Source organism: Microbacterium foliorum (assembly GCF_006385575.1).
GTDB classification, from domain to species: domain Bacteria; phylum Actinomycetota; class Actinomycetes; order Actinomycetales; family Microbacteriaceae; genus Microbacterium; species Microbacterium foliorum_B.
The window spans coordinates 2,205,549-2,228,854 of sequence record NZ_CP041040.1 but is presented as its reverse complement, the minus strand read 5'-3'; the positions used below and the strand labels follow the sequence as shown (position 1 = coordinate 2,228,854).

At 66.6% G+C, this 23,306-nt stretch carries 23 protein-coding genes; 14 read left to right on the top strand and 9 right to left on the bottom strand.

Features of this window, described 5'->3' with window-relative positions:
- Positions 1-30: 30 nt before the first annotated feature.
- On the bottom strand, positions 31-618 hold the full coding sequence (locus FIV50_RS10750; protein ID WP_140037432.1) for a DUF3043 domain-containing protein: 588 nt from the start codon (positions 616-618) through the stop codon (positions 31-33).
- A gap of 46 nt (positions 619-664) precedes the next feature.
- Between FIV50_RS10750 and FIV50_RS10745 the strand changes: the two genes are divergently transcribed.
- From FIV50_RS10745 to FIV50_RS10725, 5 genes are all read left to right on the top strand, one after another.
- Positions 665-2,086, top strand: coding sequence for a dipeptidase (locus tag FIV50_RS10745; protein WP_140037431.1), 1,422 nt, complete (start codon positions 665-667; stop codon positions 2,084-2,086).
- Positions 2,087-2,157: 71 nt separating this feature from the next.
- Positions 2,158-2,523 (top strand): iron-sulfur cluster insertion protein ErpA, encoded by a 366-nt coding sequence (gene erpA, locus FIV50_RS10740; protein WP_042538408.1) that lies wholly within the window; start codon positions 2,158-2,160, stop codon positions 2,521-2,523.
- A 96-nt stretch (positions 2,524-2,619) separates the two neighbouring features.
- Positions 2,620-3,519: an aa3-type cytochrome oxidase subunit II gene (gene ctaC / locus FIV50_RS10735; protein WP_140037430.1), complete on the top strand. Its 900-nt coding sequence runs from the start codon at positions 2,620-2,622 to the stop codon at positions 3,517-3,519.
- A 3-nt stretch (positions 3,520-3,522) separates the two neighbouring features.
- A complete protein-coding gene (gene ctaD / locus FIV50_RS10730) occupies positions 3,523-5,256 on the top strand; it encodes an aa3-type cytochrome oxidase subunit I (RefSeq protein ID WP_181164200.1) in 1,734 nt (577 codons plus the stop codon).
- Positions 5,257-5,259: 3 nt separating this feature from the next.
- The gene (locus tag FIV50_RS10725) at positions 5,260-5,694 is read left to right on the top strand and encodes a cytochrome c oxidase subunit 4 (protein ID WP_140037429.1); all 435 of its coding nucleotides are present in this window, start codon (positions 5,260-5,262) and stop codon (positions 5,692-5,694) included.
- A 55-nt stretch (positions 5,695-5,749) separates the two neighbouring features.
- Here FIV50_RS10725 and FIV50_RS10720 read toward each other — a convergent pair whose 3' ends face one another.
- The 7 genes from FIV50_RS10720 to ctaE all read right to left on the bottom strand — a co-directional run bounded on the left by FIV50_RS10720 (position 5,750) and on the right by ctaE (position 11,663).
- Positions 5,750-6,169, bottom strand: a complete 420-nt coding sequence (locus FIV50_RS10720; protein ID WP_140037428.1) for a rhodanese-like domain-containing protein — start codon at positions 6,167-6,169, stop codon at positions 5,750-5,752.
- 85 nt (positions 6,170-6,254) lie between these two features.
- The gene (locus FIV50_RS10715) at positions 6,255-6,758 is read right to left on the bottom strand and encodes a GNAT family N-acetyltransferase (RefSeq protein ID WP_140037427.1); all 504 of its coding nucleotides are present in this window, start codon (positions 6,756-6,758) and stop codon (positions 6,255-6,257) included.
- Positions 6,755-7,168 (bottom strand): RidA family protein, encoded by a 414-nt coding sequence (locus FIV50_RS10710; RefSeq protein ID WP_140037426.1) that lies wholly within the window; start codon positions 7,166-7,168, stop codon positions 6,755-6,757. Before FIV50_RS10710 ends, FIV50_RS10715 begins: the two co-directional genes overlap by 4 nt.
- A 93-nt stretch (positions 7,169-7,261) precedes the next feature.
- On the bottom strand, positions 7,262-9,076 hold the full coding sequence (gene qcrB, locus FIV50_RS10705) for a cytochrome bc1 complex cytochrome b subunit (RefSeq protein WP_140037425.1): 1,815 nt from the start codon (positions 9,074-9,076) through the stop codon (positions 7,262-7,264).
- The gene (gene qcrA / locus FIV50_RS10700; RefSeq protein WP_140037424.1) at positions 9,073-10,149 is read right to left on the bottom strand and encodes a cytochrome bc1 complex Rieske iron-sulfur subunit; all 1,077 of its coding nucleotides are present in this window, start codon (positions 10,147-10,149) and stop codon (positions 9,073-9,075) included. The genes qcrB and qcrA overlap by 4 nt, the downstream gene beginning before the upstream one ends.
- Before the next feature lie 36 nt (positions 10,150-10,185).
- Positions 10,186-10,989, bottom strand: a complete 804-nt coding sequence (gene qcrC, locus FIV50_RS10695; protein WP_140037423.1) for a cytochrome bc1 complex diheme cytochrome c subunit — start codon at positions 10,987-10,989, stop codon at positions 10,186-10,188.
- A 20-nt stretch (positions 10,990-11,009) separates the two neighbouring features.
- Positions 11,010-11,663: an aa3-type cytochrome oxidase subunit III gene (gene ctaE / locus FIV50_RS10690; RefSeq protein ID WP_140037422.1), complete on the bottom strand. Its 654-nt coding sequence runs from the start codon at positions 11,661-11,663 to the stop codon at positions 11,010-11,012.
- A 192-nt stretch (positions 11,664-11,855) separates the two neighbouring features.
- On the opposite strand from ctaE, the gene trpD reads away from it, so the two are divergent.
- Positions 11,856-12,920 carry an anthranilate phosphoribosyltransferase gene (trpD, locus tag FIV50_RS10685; RefSeq protein WP_140037421.1) on the top strand — a complete coding sequence of 355 codons (1,065 nt, stop codon included), beginning with the start codon at positions 11,856-11,858 and terminating at the stop codon, positions 12,918-12,920.
- Between the two features lie 8 nt (positions 12,921-12,928).
- Positions 12,929-13,915, top strand: coding sequence for a PHP domain-containing protein (locus FIV50_RS10680; protein ID WP_140037420.1), 987 nt, complete (start codon positions 12,929-12,931; stop codon positions 13,913-13,915).
- Position 13,916: 1 nt separating this feature from the next.
- On the opposite strand, the gene FIV50_RS10675 is transcribed toward FIV50_RS10680, so the two are convergent.
- Positions 13,917-14,852 carry a 5'-3' exonuclease gene (locus FIV50_RS10675; protein WP_140037419.1) on the bottom strand — a complete coding sequence of 312 codons (936 nt, stop codon included), beginning with the start codon at positions 14,850-14,852 and terminating at the stop codon, positions 13,917-13,919.
- A 204-nt stretch (positions 14,853-15,056) separates the two neighbouring features.
- Here FIV50_RS10675 and rpsA point away from each other — a divergent pair, with 204 nt between their 5' ends.
- The 7 genes from rpsA (at position 15,057) to FIV50_RS10640 (ending at position 23,281) form a co-directional block, all read left to right on the top strand.
- Positions 15,057-16,511, top strand: coding sequence for a 30S ribosomal protein S1 (gene rpsA / locus FIV50_RS10670; RefSeq protein WP_056377208.1), 1,455 nt, complete (start codon positions 15,057-15,059; stop codon positions 16,509-16,511).
- Positions 16,512-16,644: 133 nt separating this feature from the next.
- Positions 16,645-17,496, top strand: coding sequence for an ABC transporter ATP-binding protein (locus FIV50_RS10665; protein WP_140037418.1), 852 nt, complete (start codon positions 16,645-16,647; stop codon positions 17,494-17,496).
- The gene (locus tag FIV50_RS10660) at positions 17,493-18,539 is read left to right on the top strand and encodes an aliphatic sulfonate ABC transporter substrate-binding protein (RefSeq protein ID WP_140037417.1); all 1,047 of its coding nucleotides are present in this window, start codon (positions 17,493-17,495) and stop codon (positions 18,537-18,539) included. The genes FIV50_RS10665 and FIV50_RS10660 overlap by 4 nt, the downstream gene beginning before the upstream one ends.
- Positions 18,536-19,396: an ABC transporter permease gene (locus FIV50_RS10655; RefSeq protein WP_140037416.1), complete on the top strand. Its 861-nt coding sequence runs from the start codon at positions 18,536-18,538 to the stop codon at positions 19,394-19,396. The genes FIV50_RS10660 and FIV50_RS10655 overlap by 4 nt, the downstream gene beginning before the upstream one ends.
- Positions 19,387-21,399 (top strand): acetate--CoA ligase, encoded by a 2,013-nt coding sequence (acs, locus tag FIV50_RS10650; RefSeq protein WP_140037415.1) that lies wholly within the window; start codon positions 19,387-19,389, stop codon positions 21,397-21,399. Before FIV50_RS10655 ends, acs begins: the two co-directional genes overlap by 10 nt.
- Positions 21,396-22,700, top strand: a complete 1,305-nt coding sequence (locus tag FIV50_RS10645; RefSeq protein WP_140037414.1) for an O-acetylhomoserine aminocarboxypropyltransferase/cysteine synthase family protein — start codon at positions 21,396-21,398, stop codon at positions 22,698-22,700. Before acs ends, FIV50_RS10645 begins: the two co-directional genes overlap by 4 nt.
- A 137-nt stretch (positions 22,701-22,837) precedes the next feature.
- A complete protein-coding gene (locus tag FIV50_RS10640; protein ID WP_181164382.1) occupies positions 22,838-23,281 on the top strand; it encodes a CoA-binding protein in 444 nt (147 codons plus the stop codon).
- Positions 23,282-23,306: the final 25 nt, after the last annotated feature.

The following is a 23,306-nucleotide window of genomic DNA, read 5'->3' as shown; positions in this document are numbered from 1 at the left end:
CAGGAGACGCCTCTCGTGGAAGTCCTGGGATCAGGCGGGGTAGTCGCCGCGCTTCACCTGAGGCTTGGGCAGGCGCATGAACCGCATCTGCAGCGACCGCATCGCGGCATACCATCCGAGGCCGCGCTCCATGCGCTCCTTGCCGAACTTCGCGGCGATCTTGCGCTTGACTCGCATGCCCAGCAGCACCATGCCGCCGATCGCGAGGATCAGGTACGCCATCATCACGAGGTAGGCCCAGCCGGCGATGGCGAACCCGCCGATGGCGAGGTTCGCGGGCAGAAGCGAGACCAGGATGACGAGCACCATGACGCCCATGACGAACTCGGCAGGGTGCCAACCGGCGTCGACGTAGTCACGGACCCAACGGCGCTGCGGCCCCTTGTCGCGAGCCGGCAGGTACTTCTCTTCGCCGGCAGCGAGGCCGGCCTGTGCCCGGTTGCGTCGCTCGTTGAGCTCTGCGCGCGCCGCGGCCTTCGCTTCTTTGGTGTTCGCGACCAGAGGTCGACGGCGAGCAGCCTCCTGCTCGGCCCGGGTCGGCGTCGCGCGTCCCTTGCCCGACGCAGGCGTCTCGGGGGCGTCGTCGTTCGTCGAAGGGGGGACAGGGGTAGTGGCCACGAGGTTCCTCGGTTCAGTGAAGGCGGATCACCTTAAGATTACTCGCATGACATCTCCTGCCCAGCCCGGCGAACAGAATCTGTCCAGCGAACGCGAACCGGCCGTCCTGGAGGCGGTGTCGACGGGGTTGCCGGCGGCGCTGAGCGACCTGGGTGCGCTCGTCCGCATCCCCGGCATGGCGTGGCCCGCGTTCGACCAGACGCAGCTCGAGCGCAGCTCCGAGGCCGTCGCCGCACTCGCCACGGCCACCGGGGTGTTCGACGATGTGCGCGTTCTCCGTGCCGCGATCCCGGGCACCGACGAGCACGGGCAACCGGCGGTGCTCGCGACACGCGCGGCGCGCAACGGCAAGCCGACCATTCTGCTCTACGCACACCACGATGTGCAGCCTCCGGGTGACGACGCTCTATGGGAGACGCCGCCGTTCGAGCCCACCGTGCGCGACGGACGTCTGTACGGTCGGGGCGCTGCCGACGACAAGGCGGGGATCATGGCCCATATCGCCTCGATCCGTGCCGTAGCCGAGGTCGTCGGTGACGACCTCGAACTGGGCATCGCGATGTTCATCGAGGGTGAGGAGGAGTACGGCTCCCGTTCCTTCGCGCAGTTCCTCTCGGACAACAAGGAGGCACTCCGTGCCGATGCCATCGTGGTCGCGGACTCGGGGAACTGGGATTCGGTGACACCTGGTCTCACGGTCTCGCTGCGCGGCAACGCACGATTCACCGTGCGCGTGCGCACGCTCGATCACGCGTCGCACTCGGGGATGTTCGGCGGCGCCGTCCCCGACGCGATGATGGCCACGGTCAAGATGCTCTCGACGCTCTGGAACGAAGACGGCTCCGTCGCGGTCGACGGGATGACCGAGCGAGAGGCGCCCACGCCCGAATACAGCGAGGAGACGCTTCGAGATGAAGCAGGCCTCCTGCCCGGCACGTCGCCGATCGGCGGCGGCAGCATCCTCGGCCGGATCTGGAACAAGCCGTCGGTGACCGTCATCGGCATCGACGCGACCAGTGTCGCTGCGGCGTCGAACACCCTCCTCCCGGAGGTGACGGTCGTCGTGAGCGCGCGGGTCGCGCCCGGCCAGACCGGTGAGGAGGCGTACGCCGCCCTCGAGGCGCACCTGCGCGCGAACGCGCCGTACGGCGCAGAGTTGACCTTCTCCGACGTCGATCTCGGCAACGGCTTCCTCGTCGACACCAGCGGCTGGGCCGTCGCGCTCACCCGCGATGCCATGCGGGACGGCTACGGAGTGCCGCCCGTCGACCTCGGTGTCGGCGGTTCGATCCCGTTCATCGCCGATCTCGTGCGCGAGTTCCCCGATGCGCAGATCCTCGTGACCGGCGTCGAGGACCCGCACTCGCGGGCACACAGCCCCAACGAATCACTGCACCTCGACACGTTCCGCCACGCGGTGGCGACGGAGGCGCTGCTGCTCTCGCGGATGAACGACATCATCATCTGAGCCCGATCGTCGAGGCTGAGGGTAAAATCGAGTTACCAGCCGTGCGAGCACGGCCCGTCCGAAGGAGCGACATGAGCGACACCACACTGACTTCCGCAGAGACCACCCAGGCGCACGGCGTGAAGCTGACAGACGCCGCGGCCATCAAGGTCAAGAACCTCCTCGAGCAGGAGGGCCGTGACGACCTGCGTCTGCGCGTCGCCGTCCAGCCCGGAGGATGCTCCGGCCTGATCTACCAGCTGTACTTCGACGAGCGATTCCTCGAGGGCGACGAGACCGTCGACTTCGACGGCGTCGAGGTCATCATCGACAACATGAGCGTCCCGTATCTCGACGGCGCATCGATCGACTTCAAGGACACGATCTCCGAGCAGGGCTTCACGATCGACAACCCCAACGCCGCGGGCAGCTGCGCCTGTGGAGACAGCTTCCACTGATCCGGACCCTCTCGCCAACCTGCGTGGTTGGCATGAATCAGGTGTGAGGTTGCCCTAGACTTGGGTGTGCCCTGTCCGCAATCTGAAAGGTGCATCGTGCCCTCGAAACGCCGCCTTCGTTGGGCCGCTCTCCCCCTGGGAGTAGCGGCAGCCGTGGCCCTGGCGGGATGTACTGCCACTGAGCTGAACGGTTACCTCCCGGGCTTCGTGGAGGGTGAGCCTGCGGCCACCAACCAGACCGAGCGCGTGTCCTCGCTCTGGGTCAACTCCTGGATCGTCCTCCTCGCTGTCGGCGTGATCACCTGGGGCCTGATGGCCTGGGCCGCGATCGCCTACCGTCGTCGCAAGGGCCAGACGGGTCTGCCGGTGCAGATGCGTTACAACATGCCGATCGAGATCTTCTACACGGTCGTGCCGCTGATACTCGTGCTGGGCATGTTCTTCTTCACGGCTCGTGACCAGTCGGCGATCGAGGCGAAGTGGGAAGAGCCCGACGTCGAGATCACGGCGATCGCCAAGCAGTGGGCGTGGGACTTCCAGTACGACGGCGACGAGGAGGACAACTCCGACGCCGTCTGGACCATGGGAATCCAGGCTCAGCCCGATGCAGAGGGCAACATCGACCAGGCGCAGCTTCCGACTCTGGTGCTGCCGGTCGACCAGAAGGTCACGATCAACCTCCAGTCCCGCGACGTCATCCACTCCTTCTGGATCATCGACTTCCTCTACAAGAAGGACATGTACATCGGGAAGGACAACTCCTGGTCCTTCATCCCGACGCGTGTCGGCGAGTACGCCGGCAAGTGCGCCGAGCTGTGTGGCGAGTACCACTCGATGATGCTCTTCAACGTCAAGGTCGTCGAGCAGGACGAGTACGACGCCTACCTCCAGTCGCTCGAGGAGGAAGGCAACACCGGAGACATCACGGACGCCTACGACCGTCTGTCGAACTACCCCGGGACAACCGCCCCGACCTCCGAGGAAGGAGAGGAGTAAGCCATGTCGACCACTGAAGCCCCCCGCACCGACGAGGCCCCTCGCTCTCGACCCACCACTCTGCCCGCGCGCCAGGCCGCTCTCATGAGCACGTCGCGCGTCGAGCAGAAGGGCAACATCGTCGTCAAGTGGATCACCTCCACCGACCACAAGACGATCGGGTACATGTACCTCATCGCCTCGGTGCTGTTCTTCCTCCTCGGTGGCGTGATGGCCCTCGTCATCCGCGCAGAGCTGTTCGCTCCCGGGATGCAGATCATCCCGACCAAGGAGCAGTACAACCAGCTCTTCACGATGCACGGCACGATCATGCTCCTCATGTTCGCGACGCCGCTCTTCGCCGGGTTCGCGAATGCGATCCTGCCGCTCCAGCTCGGCGCACCGGACGTGGCGTTCCCGCGTCTCAACGCGTTCGCGTTCTGGCTGTTCCTCTTCGGATCCACGATCGCGGTCGCCGGCTTCCTCACCCCTCAGGGTGCGGCCTCGTTCGGCTGGTTCGCCTATCAGCCGCTCGCCAGTGCGTCGTTCTCGCCGGGTGCCGGTGGAAACCTCTGGATGCTGGGTCTCGGAATCTCGGGCTTCGGCACCATCCTCGGCGCAGTGAACTTCATCACCACGGTGATCACGATGCGTGCCCCGGGTATGACGATGTGGCGCATGCCGATCTTCTCGTGGAACACGCTCATCACGAGCCTCCTCATCCTGATGGCCTTCCCGGTGCTCGCAGCGGCGATCTTCGCCGCCGGCGCCGACCGCGTGCTCGGCGCTCACATCTATGACCCGGCCAACGGCGGTGTCCTGCTCTGGCAGCACCTCTTCTGGTTCTTCGGTCACCCCGAGGTGTACATCATCGCCCTGCCGTTCTTCGGCATCGTGTCCGAGATCTTCCCGGTCTTCAGCCGCAAGCCGATCTTCGGATACAAGACCCTCGTCTACGCGACGATCGCGATCGCCGCACTGTCCGTCGCCGTGTGGGCTCACCACATGTACGTGACCGGCTCGGTGCTGCTGCCGTTCTTCGCGCTGATGACGATGCTCATCGCGGTGCCGACGGGTGTGAAGATCTTCAACTGGATCGGCACGCTCTGGCGTGGGTCCGTGACGTTCGAGACGCCGATGGTGTTCGCACTCGGCTTCCTGGTCTCCTTCGTGTTCGGAGGTCTGACCGGTGTGATCCTCGCGGCTCCGCCGCTCGACTTCGCGCTGTCGGACTCGTACTTCGTCGTGGCACACTTCCACTACGTCGTCTTCGGCACCGTGGTCTTCGCGATGTTCGCAGGCTTCTACTTCTGGTGGCCGAAGTGGACAGGACGCATGCTCAACGAGCGTCTCGGCTACGTGCACTTCTGGATGCTGTTCATCGGCTTCCACATGACCTTCCTCATCCAGCACTGGCTGGGTGTCGACGGCATGGTGCGTCGCTACGCCGACTACTCGGCGGCTGACGGCTGGACCTGGCAGAACCAGGTCTCGACGATCGGTGCGATCATCCTCGGTGCGTCCATGCTGCCGTTCTTCCTGAACGTCTGGATCACGGCTCGCAAGGCACCCAAGGTCACGGTCAACGACCCGTGGGGCTACGGAGCTTCGCTCGAGTGGGCGACCTCCTGCCCGCCGCCGCGCCACAACTTCACGTCGATCCCGCGCATCCGCAGCGAGCGTCCTGCATTCGACCTGAACCACCCGGAGGCGGCGGAGTTCACACATGCCGCACCCGGCGAGCGAGAGGGCCACTGAGCCATGCGCGACAACGTCATCCTCTGGTGGGTCCTGACCGCCTTCTTCGCCCTGGTCGGAGTCGTCTACACCGGCTGGCACATCCTTGCCACGCCGTCGGACAACTTCGCCATGCGGATCGAATGGGTCGGAACCGTTGCGCTGTTCTTCGCGGCGTTCATGGGCGCGATGATCGCGTTCTACCTCGACCGCACCCACAAGGCTCAGAACGGTGAGCTGCCCGAGGACATCCTGACGAGTGACATCGATGACGGTGACCCCGAACTCGGCGAGTTCAGCCCGTGGTCCTGGTGGCCGATCGTGCTGGCGGGATCCGCCGGCATCTTCGTGGTGGGCCTCGCCGTCGGACAGTTCCTGCTCCCGATCGGTCTTGCGATCTTCGTGGTCGCGATCATCGGCTGGGTCTACGAGTACTACCGCGGCAACTTCGCCCGCTGACATACAGTGAGAAAGCCCCTGGGACCCGGTCCCAGGGGCTTTCTGCATGTAGCGGTTACGCCCGCGAGCGGATGCGGGCGATGCCGGTCAGCGGGTCGACAGGGCGTCGGTGCACGCCGTCGGCATCTTCCACGGGATAGCCCTCCCTGACCCAGTACTCGAAACCGCCGATCATCTCCCGAACCGCGTATCCGAGCTTCGCGAACTCGAGAGCGCCTTTCGCGCCGGCATTGCACCCTGGGCTCCAGCAGTAGACCACCACCGCGGAGCCTGCCGGTATCTCAGCCGGCGCGCGACTCGCGATCTCGCTGTAGTGCATGTGCGTGGCCCCGGCGACGCGTCCCTGCGCCCATGCCTCGTCGGAGCGGACATCGATGATGACGACGCTGTCTCCGGCCTGGAGCGCGGCGTACACATCGCTCGCATCGGTCTCGTAGGCGAGTTTGGCGGCATAGTACTCAGCGCGATCGATCATGCCCTCAGCCTAGGGACGCGTGGGTGCATCCGCCGTCGTCTTCCCGACGACGACAGGTCTGATCCCGCCAATCTCGATGCGCGAGTCAGAGCTCGACGGTCATCTGCACCCGACGGCCGTATCGGTCGAGCCCGAGAGAGGTCTCGGTGTCGACCAGGCCGCGCTGGAACGGCGTCTCAGGGATGCTCTCGAGGAAGCCGCACGACGAGTAGAACGGACCGTTCCAGGGGATCTCTGCGTACGTCCGCAGGGTCATGCGAGTGTAGCCACGCTCGCGTGCCGCATCGAGGGCGGCGCCGACGAGTCGGCGCCCGAAGCCCTGACGTGTGGAAGACGGAAGCACGGAGAGCTGCTCCAGGTGCGCATGGCCGTCCGCGTCGAGCACGTGCACGAAGCCGACGGGGGAGGAGCTGCTGGGATCTTCGAGCACGAGGACGAACCCCGCAGCTGCGAGTCGCGCACCTCCGTCGCCTGCGGGTGGCCATTCCGGCGCACCCAGGCTGCTGATCAGGAGGGCGTCGGCCTGTGTCTCGATGGCATGCAGCACCTCCGCGTCTTCGGCGACTGCCGGTCGGATGAGTTCGCTCATCGCGCATCCTCCGTGACGGCCGCGACCGCTTCGATCTCCACCAGCTGATGGTCGTACCCGAGCACGGTGACTCCCATCAGGGTGCTCGGCACATCGTGGTCACCGAAGGCCGCGTGGACGACGTCCCAGGCGGCCACCAGGTCGTCCTGGGACGAGGACGCCACGAGGACGCGTGTGTTGATGATGTCTGACCGCGTGGCACCACTGGCACGCAGGGCGATGTCGAGCGTCTCGACGCAGCGTGCGGCCTGTGCGGAGTAGTCACCAGGGGCTGTCGTGCTGCCGTCGTCTTCGAGCGGGCAGGCCCCGGCGAAGAAGATGAGCCGAGACCCGGCTGGGGCTGTCGCTGCATACGCGTATGGTGCGGCGGCGAGGTCGGCGGAACGGATGAGTTGGACTGCTGAGCTCATGTCACGATCCTGCCACGCGCACATGGATGGCTCCCGAATGCGAAAGGGCCCTGTCCGAGAATCGAACAGGGCCCTTTCGCGGGATGGGAGATATTACTCGCCGTCCTCAGACTTCTTCTTGCGAGGCTTCTTCACCGGCTCGGTCGAGATGACCGTGCTGGGAGTGTTCGCGGTCTCATCGACGTGGGTCTCGCTGGCGGTGAGAGGAGCATCGGGGACGCCGGCGCGCTCGTGAGCGCCCTGGATCTCGGCCGCTTCGGTCTCGTCGTTCTGTGCGGTGACGTGATGCTGGTGCGCATCCGCAGCCTCGATCTCGGCCTGAGTGAGGGGAGCGAGACGGTCCTCGAAGAACCAGCGCGAGATGGAGGAGCGCAGGTTCTCGGTCCACGAGATGCGTCCCTTCGCATTGGGGCGCACGACCAGCGGCTCGTAGCCGTCGACATCGATGAGCTTCCAGCGGTCGTACTTGTCGACCGGCTGGTGGACCTCGATGAACTCACCGCCGGGAAGGCGGACGATACGGCCGGACTCGAAGCCGTGAAGCACGATCTCCCGGTCCTTCTTCTGCAGAGCGAGCGCGATCCGCTTCGCGATGAAGTACCCGAGAACCGGTCCGACGAACAGCAGTGCCTGAAGCGCGTGGATCACGCCCTCCATCGTGAGCATGAAGTGCGTCGCGATGAGGTCGGACGATGCTGCAGCCCACAGGACGGCGTAGAAGATGACGCCGGCGACGCCGATGGCGGTGCGGGTCGCTGCGTTGCGAGGGCGCTGAGCGATGTGGTGCTCGCGCTTGTCTCCCGTGACCCAGGCCTCGATGAACGGGTAGATCGCGACGAGCACGATGAACAGACCGAGAACCACCAGCGGCAGCAGGATTCCGAACGACCAGGTGTGATCGAGGAAGACCACGTCGAGGTTCGACGGCGCCAGACGCAGTGCACCGTCCGCGAAGCCGATGTACCAGTCAGGCTGGGTACCGGCCGAGACGGGGGAGGGGTCGTACGGGCCGTAGTTCCAGATCGGGTTGATCTGGAAGAACGTCGCGATCAGCACGATCGTGCCGAACACGATGAACAGGTAGCCACCCATCTTCGACATGTACACGGGCATCATCGGGTAGCCGACGACGTTGTCGTTCGTGCGGCCGGGGCCGGCGAACTGCGTGTGCTTGTTGACGATCATCAGCATCAGGTGCACGGCGATGAGGCCGATCACCAGCAGCGGAAGCAGCAGGATGTGCAGAGTGTAGAGGCGGCCGACGATGGCGGTGCCGGGGAACTCGCCACCGAAGAGAAGGAACGACGTCCATGTGCCGATCAGCGGGATGCCCTTGATCATTCCGTCGATGATGCGCAGGCCGTTGCCCGAGAGGAGGTCGTCGGGGAGCGAGTAGCCGGTGAAGCCCTCTGCCATCGCGAGGACGAACAGCACGAAGCCGATCACCCAGTTGAGCTCGCGAGGCTTGCGGAACGCACCTGTGAAGAAGACGCGCAGCATGTGCACGCCGATTCCGGCGACGAAGACCAGTGCGGCCCAGTGGTGGATCTGGCGCACCAGAAGGCCACCGCGGAGATCGAACGAGATGTGCAGGGACGACTCGAGAGCCGCCGACATCGCGATTCCGCGCATCGGTGCGTATGCGCCCGTGTAGTGCGTCTCGACCATCGAGGCGTCGAAGAAGAAGGTCAGGAAGGTTCCCGAGAGGAACACGACCACGAAGCTCCACAGCGCGATCTCGCCCAGCATGAACGACCAGTGGTCGGGGAAGATCTTGCGACCGAGCTCCTTGACGAAGCCGGAGATGCTGGTGCGCTCATCGATGTAGTTCGACGCGGCGCCGACGAATCGACCGCCGAGAGGCGCCTTGTTGTCCTTGTCCTCTTTGGACAGCGTTGCGGTGCTCAATGGCGCTCCCAGAAGCTCGGGCCGACGGGCTCGGTGAAGTCACTGCGTGCGACGAGGTAGCCCTCGTCGTCGACGGTGATGGGCAGCTGCGGCAGCGGACGTGCGGCCGGTCCGAAGATGACCTTGGCGTGATCCGTGACGTCGAACTGCGACTGGTGACAGGGGCAGAGGAGGTGGTGGGTTTGCTGCTCGTAGAGCGCCACGGGGCACCCGACGTGCGTGCAGACCTTCGAGTACGCGACGATGCCGTCGTACGACCAGTCCTTGCGGTCTTCGGCCTCGGTGAGCTGCTCGGGGCGGAGGCGCATCATCAGAACGATGGCCTTCGCCTTCTCCTCGAGGTAGCCGTCGTGGTGGCTGAGCTCGGCGAGGTCCTCGGGGATCACGTGGAATGCGGATCCGAGGGTGACATCCGCTGCGCGGATCGGCGTGCCGTCGGGGTCGCGCACGAGGCGCTGACCTTTCTCCCACATGGTGTGCTTCAGCAGCGTCACCGGGTCGCCCGCGGTGGGGTCGTCGGGAGTGCTGTGCGGGGCGAGACCACGGAAGAGCGTGACTCCGGGGATGATCGAGGCCACGATCGCCGCGAACAGCGAGTTCCGGATCATCGTGCGTCGTCCGAAGCCGGACTCCTCGTTCGCGGTGGCGAACGCTTCGACGACGGCCTCTCGCGTCGAGTCCTTGCCCCGGGTGGGGTGGCGGTGCTCGATGTGCTCCTTGTCGCTCATCAGCGCCTTGGACCAGTGGATCGCGCCGATGCCGATCGAGAGCAGCGCCAGCGCGATTCCCAGACCGATGAAGAGGTTGTTCTGACGGATGTCGATGAGCGCGCCGCTCTCGATCGGGAAGAGCATGTAGGCGGCGACCGCCCAGATGCTTCCTGCCAGCGAGAGATAGAACAGCGTGTAGACCGTGCGCTCCGCAGCCTTCTCAGCGCGCGGGTCCTTGTCGGTCATCCGCGCGCGGTGCGGCGGCAGCCCCGGGTTCTGCACGGGATCGCTGACTGCGACACCCAGCCCTGGAGAGGGCTGGTAGGCCCTGTCAAGAGCCTGCGAGTCGTCGTCGTGTGCCATGGTGCTCCTCGTACGTTCCTCTTCGATGAATAAGCGTCAGTTGGACTTCGCCGTGATCCACACGGTGATGGCGACGAGCGCGCCGATTCCGAAGATCCAGACGAACAGGCCCTCGGAGACGGGACCGAGCGAACCGAGCGAGAAACCGCCGATCTGCACGGACTGCTGCTGGTAGAGCAGAGCCGAGATGATGTCGCGCTTGTCTTCGTCCGACAGGTTCATGTCGCCGAAGACGGGCATGTTCTGGGGTCCCGTGACCATCGCCGCGTACATGTGCAGTGCGCTGGTCTCGGTGATCGCCGGGGCGTACTTGCCCTCGGTGAGTGCGCCACCGGCTGCTGCCACGTTGTGGCACATCGCGCAGTTCACGCGGAACAGCTCGGCACCGTTGGCGACGTCTCCGCCACCGTCGAGGATGTGATCCTCGGGGAAGGTGGGACCAGGAGCCGATGCCTGCACGAAGGAGGAGATCGCGAGGATCTGCTCTTCGGTGAACTGCGGCTCCTTCTGGGGAGCCTGCGGTCCCTGCATCTGCAGCGGCATGCGGCCCGTCGACAGCTGGAACTCGGTCGCGAGCTCGCCGACGCCGTAGAGGCTCGGTCCGTTCGCAGTCCCCTGCAGGTCGAGACCGTGGCAGGTGGCGCAGTTGGCCGTGAACAGCTTCTCGCCGTCCTCGACCGTGAGCGTGCTCGCAGCAGTGGTCTGGGTGTCGGTCGCAGCGAAGGCTGCGGACGTTCCGGCGTATACCGCGCCGGTGATCATGAGGCCTGCTCCGATGAGCGCTGCCGCAGCCAGTGGGCTGCGACGGCCATTCGAACGGCGCTTCTTCTCTCGTGCCATCTCGGGGATCAGCTCCGCTCTTATTTCAGGAAGTAGATAACGACGAACAGCACGATCCAGACGACGTCGACGAAGTGCCAGTAGTAGGACACCACGATCGAGGACGTCGCCTCTTTGTGCCGGAAATTCTTGACGGCGTATGCACGCCCGATGACGAGAAGGAACGCGATCAGACCGCCGGTGACGTGCAGGGCGTGGAAGCCCGTCGTGATGTAGAAAGCGGAAGCGTAGGAGTCTGCGCTGATCGGCATGCCCTCGGCGACGAGCGTCGCGTACTCCCAGACCTGACCGGCGACGAAGATCGAGCCGAGTGCGAAGGTGAGGAAGAACCACTCGACCATGCCCCAGCCGAACAGGCGGCGGCGGCCTGCACCGTTCTTGAGGCCCTTGGCGAGGCGGTAGGGCTGCAGGTCCTCTGCCGCGAACACGCCCATCTGGCACGTGAAGGAGGAGAGGACCAGGATGGCCGTGTTGACGAACGCGAACGGAACGTTCAGCAGTTCGGTGCGGTCGGCCCAGAGCTCGGGGGAGGTGCTGCGGAGCGTGAAGTAGATCGCGAAGAGTCCCGCGAAGAACATCACCTCACTGCCGAGCCACACAATGGTGCCGACAGCTACCGGGTTGGGGCGCTTGATCGTTCTTGCCGCCGGGGCATACGTCGCTGAGGTCGTCACCCTTCCATTATGGCCGATCCGCGGGCATGATTCTCGCACCGGAGGCCGTCGTTTGGCCCTATTTCGACTTAGGTGACCCTAAGAAAACGCTGCGAATCCTCGGTGAATCCGCGGGAAACGAGGGATGGCGCGCGCCCGTGCGTCTGTCGCGAAGATCCTGCACGTTTTCCCGGCGCCGATAGGATCGCACACATGGCTGATTCCCTGACCTGGTCCGACGTGCTCACCACTCTCCTGGAGCGTCGCGATCTCAGCGTCTGGGAGTCGACATGGGCCATGCGGCAGATCATGCGCGGCGACGTCACGCAGGCCCAGCTCGCAGGCTTCCTCGTCGCTCTCCGCGCCAAGGGAGAGACGATCGACGAGATCGTCGGCTTCCGTGACGCCATCCTCGAGGCGGCGGTCCCGCTGCCCGTGTCGCCTGACGTCCTCGACATCGTCGGCACCGGGGGTGACCGGGTCGGCACGGTCAACGTCTCGACCACTGCAGCGGTCATCATCGGCGCCACCGGAATCCCGGTCGTCAAGCACGGAAATCGTGCCGCCAGCTCGGCCTCCGGGTCGTCCGACGTGCTGAGCGCACTCGGGTTGGAACTCACCCTCGACCCCGCAGCGGTCTCGTCGATCCTCGACCGCACCGGCATCACCTTCGCATGGGCGGGCGCCTTCCACCCCGGCTTCAAGCACGCGGGTGCCGTGCGCGCCGAACTCGGAGTTCCCACCGTCTTCAACATGCTCGGACCGCTCTGCAACCCTGCGCGCGCGGAGGCGAACGCCGTAGGCGTCGCCCAGCTCGAGCGCGTCCCGCTGATCACGGGCGTGTTCCGCACGCGCGGGGCGACGGCGCTGGTGTTCCGCGGCGACGACGGACTCGACGAGCTGACCACCACGGGGCACAGCCGCATCTGGGAGGTCACGCGCGGCGACATCCACGAGCACGACCTCGACCCTCGTGACCTCGGCATCCCGATCGCCGACCTCGCAGATCTGATCGGCGGAACCCCTGATCACAACGCCGCAGTGCTGCGCAGAACCCTCGAAGGCGAGAAGGGGGCAGTGCGAGACATCGTCCTGCTCAACGCGGCCGCCGGCATCGTCGCGTTCGAGCTCTCCCAGGACGCGACTCAGGTGCAGCGCCCGATCCTCGAGCGCCTCCGCGAGGGATACGAGCGCGCAGCTGCCGCCGTCGACGACGGCAGCGCCATTGCCAAACTCGACCAGTGGATCGGCGTGAGCCGCGAGCTGGCATCGGCATAGGCACCACGATGGACCCCGTAGCCGCTCTGCTCGAGATCGCCTCGCTGCTCGAGCGCGAACGGGCATCTCGGTATCGGGCGAAGGCCTTTCGTCAGGCCGCGGCGACTCTGGAGCAGCTGCCCGAGGATGTGCGCGCCGACCCGACGAGGCTGCGTGCGTCGAAGGGGATCGGCGAGTCGACGTTCGCGGTCATCCGCCAGGCGCAGAGCGGAGAAGTGCCCGACTATCTGGTCGAGCTGCGCGGCGACGTCGAGCCGGAGCGGGTGTCCGCGCTGAGGGCGAAGCTGCGCGGAGATCTGCACGCGCACACGGACTGGTCGGACGGGACCACGCCCATCCCCGTGATGGCGGCGGCGGCGCGAGCCCTCGGACACGAATACCAGGCGATCACCGACCATTCACCGCGCCTCAGGGTCGCCCGCGGGCTCTCGCCCGAGAGGCTGCGCGAGCAGATCCCGCTCGTGCGGGCCGAGTCGGGGGAGGGGCTCACGCTCCTTGCCGGCATCGAGGTCGACATCCTCGAGGACGGTGCGCTCGACCAGGAGGATGCGCTGCTCGGCGAGCTCGACATCGTCGTCGCCTCCGTCCATTCCAAACTGCGCATGGAGGCGAGGCCTATGACGGCTCGGATGATCGCCGCCGTCTCGCATCCGCGCGTCAATGTCCTCGGCCATTGCACAGGCCGCCTCGTGCAGGGCGAACGCGGCACGCGGCCGGAATCCCGGTTCGATGCGGCGGCCGTGTTCGCGGCATGCGCGGAGAACGGAGTGGCCGTCGAGATCAACTCTCGACCCGAGCGCCAGGATCCGCCAGACGAGCTGATCGCGATCGCCCTCGACTCGGGGTGCCTCTTCTCCATCGACTCGGATGCACACGCGCCCGGTCAGCTCTCGCTCCTCGACCATGGCGCGGAGCGCGCGGAACGGGCCGGGGTGCCCGCATCCCGCATCATCACGACCTGGGGGCTCGACCGGCTGCTCGCCTGGGCGAGCTGAGTCAGCCGTCGATTGTCGCGATCGCAGCGACGGCGCGGGTCATCGAGCCTCCGAGGTTCCACTTCTCCGCGAGCTCGGTAGCAGCGTCGACCTCGGCCGGGTCGAGCGGGCGGAGCGGGTCGCTCGGCGCCACGATGTCGAGGTCGGGCGCCACCGCGACCACCGTCGGGGCGACATCGAGGTAGTCCGCCGCGGCGAGGATCTTCGAGCGGACCCCCGCGCTCATGCCCTCTCCGGCTTCGGCCGCCTGTCGGATGCCGACCAGGTCGCCATGCGCCTGCAGAAGCGTGGCTGCGGTCTTCTCCCCGACCCCCGCAACGCCGGGCAGGCCGTCGGACGAATCACCGCGCATCGTCGCGAAGTCGGCGTACTGGCCGGGCAGCACTCCGTACTTCGACACAACGACGGCATCCGTGACGATCTCGAGGTTGCTCATTCCCCGAGCCGTATAGATGACGCGGATGTTCCTCGAGTCGTCGACGAGCTGGAACAGATCCCGATCGCCCGTCACGATGTCGACCGGCATGGTGGCGTGGGTCGCAAGGGTGCCGATGACGTCATCGGCCTCGTGCTCGGCGACACCGATGATCGGGATGCCGAGTGCACCGAGCGTCTGACGGATCAGCGGTATCTGCGCCTCCAACGGGTCCGGAACCTCTTCGACGTCGGGTCCGGCGGGAACGACCTCGACGACTCGATGCTCCTTGTAGCTCGGGATCAGATCGACGCGCCACTGGGGTCGCCAGTCGTCGTCCCAGCACGCGACCACGTGGGTCGGCTCATACAGCGTGACCAGCTTGGCGATCATGTCGAGCAGCCCTCGCGCGGCGTTGATGGGAGAGCCGTCGGGTGCCGTGACCTTGTCGGGTACTCCGTAGAAGGCTCGGAAGTAGAGGCTTGCGGTGTCGAGCAGGAGAAGCTTGTCGGCGCGGGGCATGCAGACAGTCTGTCAGCGCGGCGAACGCGGATGGTATCGAGTCCGTCATATCGCGCTGCGATCTGATAGCCTTGATTGTCACTCGTGGCGTGCCTATGCATGCCTGCGTGGCAGAAACCAAATCAATCGCTGCAGAGCTCGTGATCGGTCGTGCGCGACCGGAGCCTTCAGCCCGAGTCTCCATTCACAAGGACAACCCACTACATGACTACCGCAACGACCGCCCCGGCCACCAAGCAGGTCGCCATCAACGACATCGGATCTGCTGAGGACTTCCTGGCCGCGGTCGAGAAGACCCTGAAGTTCTTCAACGACGGCGACATCATCGAAGGAACGATCGTCAAGATCGACCGCGATGAGGTCCTCCTCGATGTCGGATACAAGACCGAGGGCGTCATCCCCTCGCGCGAGCTCTCGATCAAGCACGACGTAGACCCCAACGAGGTCGTCAAGGTCGGCGACGAGGTCGAGGCCCTGGTTCTCCAGAAGGAGGACAAGGAAGGCCGTCTCATCCTCTCCAAGAAGCGTGCTCAGTACGAGCGTGCCTGGGGAGACGTCGAGAAGATCAAGGAGAACGACGGCGTCGTCACCGGTACGGTCATCGAGGTCGTCAAGGGTGGACTCATCGTCGACATCGGCCTCCGTGGCTTCCTTCCGGCTTCGCTCATCGAGCTCCGCCGCGTCCGCGATCTCACGCCGTACCTCGGCCAGGAGATCGAGGCCAAGATCCTCGAGCTCGACAAGAACCGCAACAACGTCGTGCTCAGCCGCCGTGCGCTGCTCGAGCAGACGCAGTCGGAGTCGCGCACCACGTTCCTGAACAACCTGCACAAGGGTCAGGTTCGCAAGGGTGTCGTGTCGTCGATCGTCAACTTCGGTGCATTCGTCGACCTGGGCGGCGTGGACGGCCTCGTGCACGTCTCCGAGCTGTCCTGGAAGCACATCGAGCACGCCTCCGAGGTCGTCGAGGTCGGCCAGGAGGTCACCGTCGAGATCCTCGAGGTCGACCTCGACCGCGAGCGCGTCTCCCTGTCGCTGAAGGCGACGCAGGAGGACCCGTGGCAGGTCTTCGCCCGTACCCACGCGATCGGTCAGGTCACGCCGGGTAAGGTCACCAAGCTCGTTCCGTTCGGTGCGTTCGTTCGCGTCGCAGACGGCATCGAGGGCCTCGTCCACATCTCCGAGCTCTCCAGCAAGCACGTCGAGCTGGCCGAGCAGGTCGTGTCGGTCGGCGAAGAGGTCTTCGTCAAGGTCATCGACATCGACCTCGAGCGTCGCCGCATCTCGCTGTCGCTGAAGCAGGCCAACGAGGCTGTCGACGTCAACGGCACCGAGTTCGACCCGGCGCTCTACGGCATGCTCGCCGAGTACGACGAGGCCGGCGAGTACAAGTACCCGGAGGGCTTCGACCCCGAGACCGGTGCATGGAAGGAAGGCTTCGACACCCAGCGCGAGGCATGGGAGCAGGAGTACGCTGCAGCCCAGGCTCGCTGGGAGGCCCACAAGGCTCAGGTTGCCAAGGCAGCCGAGGCCGAGGCAGCCGCTGGCGACGACTTCGGTGGCCAGGTCTTCTCGAGCGAGGTCGCAGGCGCGGGCACGCTCGCTGACGACGAGGCTCTCGCCGCTCTGCGCGAGAAGCTCTCGGGCGGCAACGCTTAAGCATCACGCTCTGAACGGGCCGTCATCCTTCGGGATGGCGGCCCGTTCTGCATTCTGGTCCCGTGCGGCGGCTCCGTGACCGAACATTACGGCGGCATTCGTAACACGGGGCCGGCCCCGCCAGCATGGGGATATGACATCCCTCCTCTCCACCACGCGCGTCGACGAGTCGGCCGACGCCGGCGCGGCGCAGCGCGTGCGATTGCGAGAGGTCGGACGGAGCTTTCCGCTCGCGCGAGGACGCCGTGACGTTCTCCGCGGGGCCGACATCGAGGTGGCTGCCGGCGAGATCATCGCCGTCGTCGGACCGTCAGGATGCGGCAAGTCGACGCTTCTCCGACTGATCGGCGGTCTGGACGCGCCCTCCAGCGGCAGCATCCTGCTCGACGACTCGGGTGTCGCGGACGTCGATGAGCGCACCGCCGTCGCTTTCCAGGAGCCACGGCTGCTGCCCTGGCGGACGATCTCGCAGAACGTCGAGCTCGGCCTTCCGCGGGGCACGGCACGCCGTGCTGGCCGCGAACGCGTGCGCGAGCTGCTCGAACTGGTCGGCCTCGAGAATGCCGCCGACCAGCGCCCACGCGAGGTGTCAGGCGGCATGGCGCAGCGTGCCTCGCTCGCGCGCGCCCTCGCTCGGAACCCCGGAGTGCTGCTGCTGGATGAGCCGTTCGGCGCGCTCGACGCTCTCACCCGCCTGCGGATGCACGATCTGCTGCTGAAGATCCACGCGGCAGAACCCACCACCGTCCTCCTCGTCACCCATGACGTCGAAGAGGCCCTCTACCTGGCCGACCGCGTGCTGCTGCTGCGCACGCTCGACGCCGACGGCGGCCCGGATGAGCACTCGATCGTGCGTACGATCACCGTGCCCGGCATCCGCCCCCGCGACCGCGCCGATCGCGGCCTCGCGGACCTCCGCGCCGAGCTCCTCGAAGGACTCGGCGTCGACACCCACCACCGCACTGCCACCGAGGAGACCCGATGAGCACCATCACCCGCCGAATCATCCCCGCGATCGCTGTCGCCGGGACGATGATGCTCGTCGCCACCGGGTGCGTCGCCGGTGAGAACGCCACTGCCTCGGACGCGTCGACAGACGATGCGGCCGCGACGGGCGAATGGTCCGCAGACACGCTCTCCATCGACTTCGCGACGTACAACCCTCTGAGCCTGGTGATCCGTGACCAGGGCATTCTCGAGGAGATCCTCGGCGACGACGTCGCGGTCGAGTGGGTGCAGTCCGCCGGCTCCAACAAGGCGAACGAGCTGCTCCGCTCCGGATCGATCGATGTGGGCTCGACGGCCGGCTCGGCCGCGCTGCTGGCCCGCTCGAACGGCTCGCCCATCCAGGTCATCGACATCTTCTCGCAGCCCGAGTGGTCGGCGATCGTCGTGGGGCCGGACAGCGACATCGCGTCGGTGGAGGACCTCGCCGGCAAGTCGGTCGCCGCGACGAAGGGAACGGACCCCTATTTCTTCCTGCTCCAGTCGCTGGAGGAGGCGGGGCTCTCGATCGACGACGTCGAGGTGCAGAACCTCCAGCACGCCGATGGCCGTGCTGCTCTCGACGGCGGTTCGGTGGATGCCTGGGCGGGCCTCGACCCCATCATGGCAGCCGCCGAGGTGGAGTCGGGTGACCAGCTGATCTACCGCAACGTGGACTTCAACACCTACGGTTTCCTCAACGCCACAGAGGACTTCATCGATAACCACGCCGACCTCGCTCAGGCGGTCGTGGACGCATACGAGCAGGCGCGCGAGTGGGCGCTCGAGAACCCCGAGGAGACCGCAGCCCTGTTGGCCGAGGTCGCAGGGATCGACATCGAGGTCGCGACGACCGTGATCGAGGAGCGCTCGAACCTCGACGTGAGCGGCATCCCGGGCGACGCGCAGCTCGACGTGCTCGAGAAGATCGCTCCGGTGCTCGTCGAGTCAGGCGACGTGCAGGGCGGCGAGGAGTCGGTTGAGAAGGCCCTCGACTCGATCGTCAACTCCACATTCGCAGAGAAGGCGGTCGGGGGCGAGTGACTCTTCCCGACCAGCGCTTGGCGGTGCCCGCGGACGGGCGGGATGCTCTCGACGCCGCTCGCGGGGTTCATCGCAGCCCTGTGGTGGGAGCGCGGCATGCGTGGGACCGCCCGGCGGTGCGGATCGCCGGCGGATTCCTGCTGCCCGTCGTCATCCTGATCACGTGGCAAGTGGTCACGTCAACCGGCATGGTCGAGCCGTACCGCCTGCCGTCTCCCGCGTCCGTCCTCACCGCAGGGGTCGAGCTGGCCGAGCGTGGCGAGCTGTGGACCCACATAGCGATCTCCGTGCAGCGCGTACTGCTCGGGTTCGCGATCGGGTCGATCATCGGGCTCGCCGCAGCGGGCATCGTCGGACTCTCGCGGATCGGCGACGTGCTGCTCAGTCCCACACTCTCGGCGATCAGAGCCGTGCCGTCGCTGGCCTGGGTGCCGCTGCTCATCCTCTGGATGCAGATCGGCGAGGAGTCGAAGGTCACGCTCATCGCGATCGGTGCCTTCTTCCCCGTCTACACCACGGTCGCTTCGGCGCTGCGCCACGTCGATCCGCTGCTGGTCGAGGCCGGGCGCTCGTTCAGTCTGAGCGGCTGGTCGCTGTTCCGCACCGTGCAGCTGCCCGCAGTCGTCCCGTCGGTCATCGCGGGTCTGCGTCTCGCTCTCGCGCAGGCGTGGCTCTTCCTGGTCGCGGCGGAACTCATCGCATCGTCGATGGGACTCGGATTCCTGCTCACGGATTCGCAGAGCAACGGCCGTGTCGACAGGATTCTGCTCTCGATCGTGTTGCTCGCTCTGCTCGGGACGATCACGAACGGTGTGCTCGCTATCGCAGAGAAGTACCTGCTTCGGAGGTGGGCGTGACGGCGTCGGAGGTGCGCCTGCAGGAGACCAGATCGTATCCCGCGCCTCCGGCGTTCACTGAGCAGGCGAACGTGACCGAGGAGGCCTATGCGAGGGCCGCGTCCGACCCGACCCTCTTCTGGGAGCAGGCGGCGGCTCGACTCGACTGGGTCGAGCCGTGGCACGCCGCGCACGAGTGGGATCCGCCTGTGGGGGATGCCGTTCCGGCCGCGCGCTGGTTCGTCGGAGGGCGACTGAACGTCGCATACAACTGCGTCGATCGGCACGTGGCGGCGGGGAGTGGCGACAAGGTCGCCCTGCACTTCGAGGGGGAGCCCGGCGATCGCGTGGCGGTCACCTACTCCGACCTGCAACGCCGCGTCTCGCAGGCGGCGAACGCGCTGATCGCACTCGGCATCCGACCGGGCGACCGCGTCGTGGTCTACCTCCCCGTGCTGATCGAGACGGTCGTCATCACGCTCGCCTGCGCGCGCATCGGCGCCGTGCACTCGCTCGTGTTCGGCGGTTTCTCCGCCGAGGCCGTGCGATTCCGGCTCGCTGACACCGGTGCCAAGCTGCTCGTCACGAGTGACGGCCAGTTCCGCCGTGGCACCGCGACCGAGGTCAAGTCCACCGCCGATGTCGCAGCCGCCGACCTCTCCGACCTCGAGCACGTCCTCGTGCTCCGGCGCACGGGGCAGGACGTGCCCTGGACGCACGGACGCGACGTCTGGTGGCACGACGTCGTCGACACCGCCTCGCCGGAGCATGAGGCGGAGGCATTCGACGCCGAGCATCCGCTCTTCATCATCTACACGTCGGGCACCACGGGCAAGCCGAAAGGACTGGTGCACACCTCGGGCGGATACCTCACCCATGCGAGCTGGGCGCACTGGGCGCATTTCGACGCGAAGCCCGACGACGTGCACTGGTGCACGGCCGACCTCGCGTGGGTCACGGCGCACACTTACGAGATCTACGGCCCGCTCTCGAACGGGCTGACGCAGGTCATCTACGAGGGCACGCCGGACACCCCGAACCGCGAGCGCCACCTCGAGATCATCGAGCGCTACGGCGTGACGGTCTACTACACGGCTCCGACCCTCATCCGCACGTTCATGACCTGGTTCGGCGCCGATCTGCCCGAGGGGCACGACCTCTCGACACTGCGTCTGCTGGGCACCGTCGGTGAGGCGATCAACCCCGAAGCCTGGGTGTGGTTCCGGCGCAACTTCGGACGCGACGAACTCCCGGTGGTCGACACCTGGTGGCAGTCCGAGACCGGGGCGGCGATGATCGCCCCGCTGCCGGGTGTGACGACGCTCAAGCCCGGGTCCGCTTCCGTGCCGCTGCCGGGAATCGACGCGACGGTCGTGGACGCGAACGGCGCCGAGGTCGCCCCCGGGCGATCGGGGACGCTCGTGGTGCGCCGCCCGTGGCCGGGGATGGCGAGGACGGTGTGGGGCGACCCGCAGCGGTATCGCGACGCGTACTGGTCGACCTTCGCAGGGCACGGCGAGCATGGCGGCTACTACGTCGCCGGGGATGGGGCGACCCGAGACACGGACGGGTACATCTGGATCCTCGGCCGGCTCGACGACGTCGTGAATGTGTCGGGCCACAGGCTCTCGACCATCGAGATCGAGTCTGCGCTCGTGGCGCACGACACGGTCGGAGAAGCAGGCACGGCGGGAGTCGCAGATCCGGTGACCGGGCAGGCGGTCGTCGCGTTCGTGACCGCATCGGGTCGCGCTGAGGTCTCGACCCCGGTGCTGCGGGCAGAAGTCGCGAGGGCCATCGGCCCCATCGCCAAGCCGAAGCACATCATCGTCGTCCCCGACCTCCCGAAGACGCGCTCGGGCAAGATCATGCGCAGACTGCTCGCTCAGCTCTGGGAAGCAGAGCAGGACCGTCGGGCCGGGCGCGCACCGGCTCAGCTCGGAGACACGACATCGCTGCAGAACCCGTGGGCCGTCGACGACATCGCCGCCGCGCTCGAGACCGCAGAACTGAGGACATCATGACGGAAGAATACCGCTTCGGATTTCGCACGAGGGCACTCCATGCCGGCGGCACTCCCGATGCCGCCACCGGCGCCCGCGCCGTGCCGATCTATCAGACGACGTCATTCGTGTTCGAGGACGCGGCGGACGCAGGGAACCTCTTCGCTCTGCAGAAGTACGGCAACATCTACTCGCGCATCGGCAACCCCACCGTCGCCGCGCTCGAGGAGCGCCTCGCGTCGTTGGAAGGCGGCATCGGCGCCGTCGCGACCGCTTCGGGGATGAGCGCGGAGTTCATCACGTTCGCGGCCCTCGTCGGAGCCGGTGACCACGTGGTGGCCTCCGCCCAGCTCTACGGCGGCACCGTGACGCAGCTCGACGTGACGCTGCGCCGGTTCGGCGTGCAGACGACCTTCGTCGCCTCCACCGACCCCGCAGATTACGCGGCAGCGATCCGTCCCGAGACCAAGGTCGTCTACGTCGAGATGATCGGCAACCCCTCGGGGGAGATCGCCGACATCGAGGGACTGGCAGAGGTCGCCCATGCCGCAGGGGTGCCTCTGGTCGTCGACGCGACGCTGGCCACGCCGTATCTTGCGCGTCCGCTCGAGCACGGTGCCGACATCGTCATCCACTCGGTCACGAAGTTCCTCGGCGGTCACGGCACCACCCTCGGCGGCGTCGTGATCGAAAAGGGCACGTTCGACTGGGGCAACGGGCGGTTCCCGCAGATGACCGAGCCGGTCGAGTCCTACGGCGGGATCAAGTGGTGGGACAACTTCGGCGAGTACGGGTTTCTCACCAAGCTCCGCACCGAGCAGCTGCGCGACATCGGTCCGGCGCTCAGCCCGCAGTCGGCGTTCAACCTCCTGCAGGGAGTGGAGACGCTTCCGCAGCGCATCGATGCGCACCTCGCGAACGCACGGATCGTCGCCGAGTGGCTCGACTCGGACCCCAGGGTCGACTACGTGACCTGGGCGGGTCTCGCTCATCACCCGCACCACGAGCGTGCGGCGAAGTACCTGCCCCTCGGCCCGGGGTCGGTGTTCGCCTTCGGGGTGAAGGCCGACGACGGCCGCGCAGCGGGGGAGACGCTCATCGAGAGCCTGCAGCTGGCGTCGCATCTCGCGAACATCGGCGATGCGCGCACGCTCGTCATCCACCCTGCATCCACCACCCACCGGCAGCTCACGGAACCGCAGCTCGTCGCCGCGGGCGTGCGCCCCGACCTCATCCGCATCTCGGTGGGACTCGAGGATGCCGAAGACATCATCTGGGATCTCGATCAGGCCCTCACGACAGCGACAGGAGCGACCCGATGAGCGGAATCGAGACAACGGGAGCCGACGCCTGCGCGCTTCCGACTGCGCAGGACGCTGCGGCCTGTGCCTTGCCCGGCTCCGCACCGGTGCACCCCGGGCGCACCTGGACCGGCCCCGGCCAGCAGCAGCGCTTCGGCATGCTCCGACGCGCGAAATCCGTCGCCATCGTCGGAGCATCGAACAATCCTGCGCGTGCGTCGTACTTCGTCGCGACCTACCTGCTCTCGAGCACCGCTTACGACGTCTACCTCGTGAACCCTCGGGAATCCGAGATCCTCGGCCAGACGGTCTACGCCTCGCTCGCGGACCTGCCGGTCGTGCCCGACATCGTCGACGTGTTCCGTCGGCACGACGATCTGCCGGGGGTCGCTCAGGAGGCGATCGAGGCCGGCGCGCAGACGCTCTGGCTGCAGCTGGGGTCGTGGAACGAGGATGCCGCAGCGATCGGCGAGAGCGCAGGACTCTCGGTGGTGATGGACCGGTGCATCAAGATCGAGCACGCCCGGTTCCACGGTGGACTCCACCTCGCCGGATTCGACACCGGCGTCATCAGCTCGCGTCGGCAGCTGCTGGCGCGCTGATCCGAGTTCGCGGCCGAGCTTAGAC

Coding starts and splice junctions, on each gene's coding strand:
- qcrA (WP_140037424.1), bottom strand. CDS start 10,149: ATGGCACACGACGACGACTCGCAGGCTCTTGACAGGGCCTACCAGCCC.
- FIV50_RS10660 (WP_140037417.1), top strand. CDS start 17,493: ATGAGCACCATCACCCGCCGAATCATCCCCGCGATCGCTGTCGCCGGG.
- rpsA (WP_056377208.1), top strand. CDS start 15,057: ATGACTACCGCAACGACCGCCCCGGCCACCAAGCAGGTCGCCATCAAC.
- FIV50_RS10640 (WP_181164382.1), top strand. CDS start 22,838: ATGCTCCGACGCGCGAAATCCGTCGCCATCGTCGGAGCATCGAACAAT.
- FIV50_RS10710 (WP_140037426.1), bottom strand. CDS start 7,168: ATGAGCTCAGCAGTCCAACTCATCCGTTCCGCCGACCTCGCCGCCGCA.
- trpD (WP_140037421.1), top strand. CDS start 11,856: ATGGCTGATTCCCTGACCTGGTCCGACGTGCTCACCACTCTCCTGGAG.
- FIV50_RS10680 (WP_140037420.1), top strand. CDS start 12,929: ATGGACCCCGTAGCCGCTCTGCTCGAGATCGCCTCGCTGCTCGAGCGC.
- FIV50_RS10715 (WP_140037427.1), bottom strand. CDS start 6,758: ATGAGCGAACTCATCCGACCGGCAGTCGCCGAAGACGCGGAGGTGCTG.
- FIV50_RS10665 (WP_140037418.1), top strand. CDS start 16,645: ATGACATCCCTCCTCTCCACCACGCGCGTCGACGAGTCGGCCGACGCC.
- FIV50_RS10675 (WP_140037419.1), bottom strand. CDS start 14,852: ATGCCCCGCGCCGACAAGCTTCTCCTGCTCGACACCGCAAGCCTCTAC.
- ctaD (WP_181164200.1), top strand. CDS start 3,523: ATGTCGACCACTGAAGCCCCCCGCACCGACGAGGCCCCTCGCTCTCGA.
- FIV50_RS10720 (WP_140037428.1), bottom strand. CDS start 6,169: ATGATCGATCGCGCTGAGTACTATGCCGCCAAACTCGCCTACGAGACC.
- qcrC (WP_140037423.1), bottom strand. CDS start 10,989: ATGGCACGAGAGAAGAAGCGCCGTTCGAATGGCCGTCGCAGCCCACTG.
- FIV50_RS10745 (WP_140037431.1), top strand. CDS start 665: ATGACATCTCCTGCCCAGCCCGGCGAACAGAATCTGTCCAGCGAACGC.
- erpA (WP_042538408.1), top strand. CDS start 2,158: ATGAGCGACACCACACTGACTTCCGCAGAGACCACCCAGGCGCACGGC.
- FIV50_RS10645 (WP_140037414.1), top strand. CDS start 21,396: ATGACGGAAGAATACCGCTTCGGATTTCGCACGAGGGCACTCCATGCC.
- FIV50_RS10725 (WP_140037429.1), top strand. CDS start 5,260: ATGCGCGACAACGTCATCCTCTGGTGGGTCCTGACCGCCTTCTTCGCC.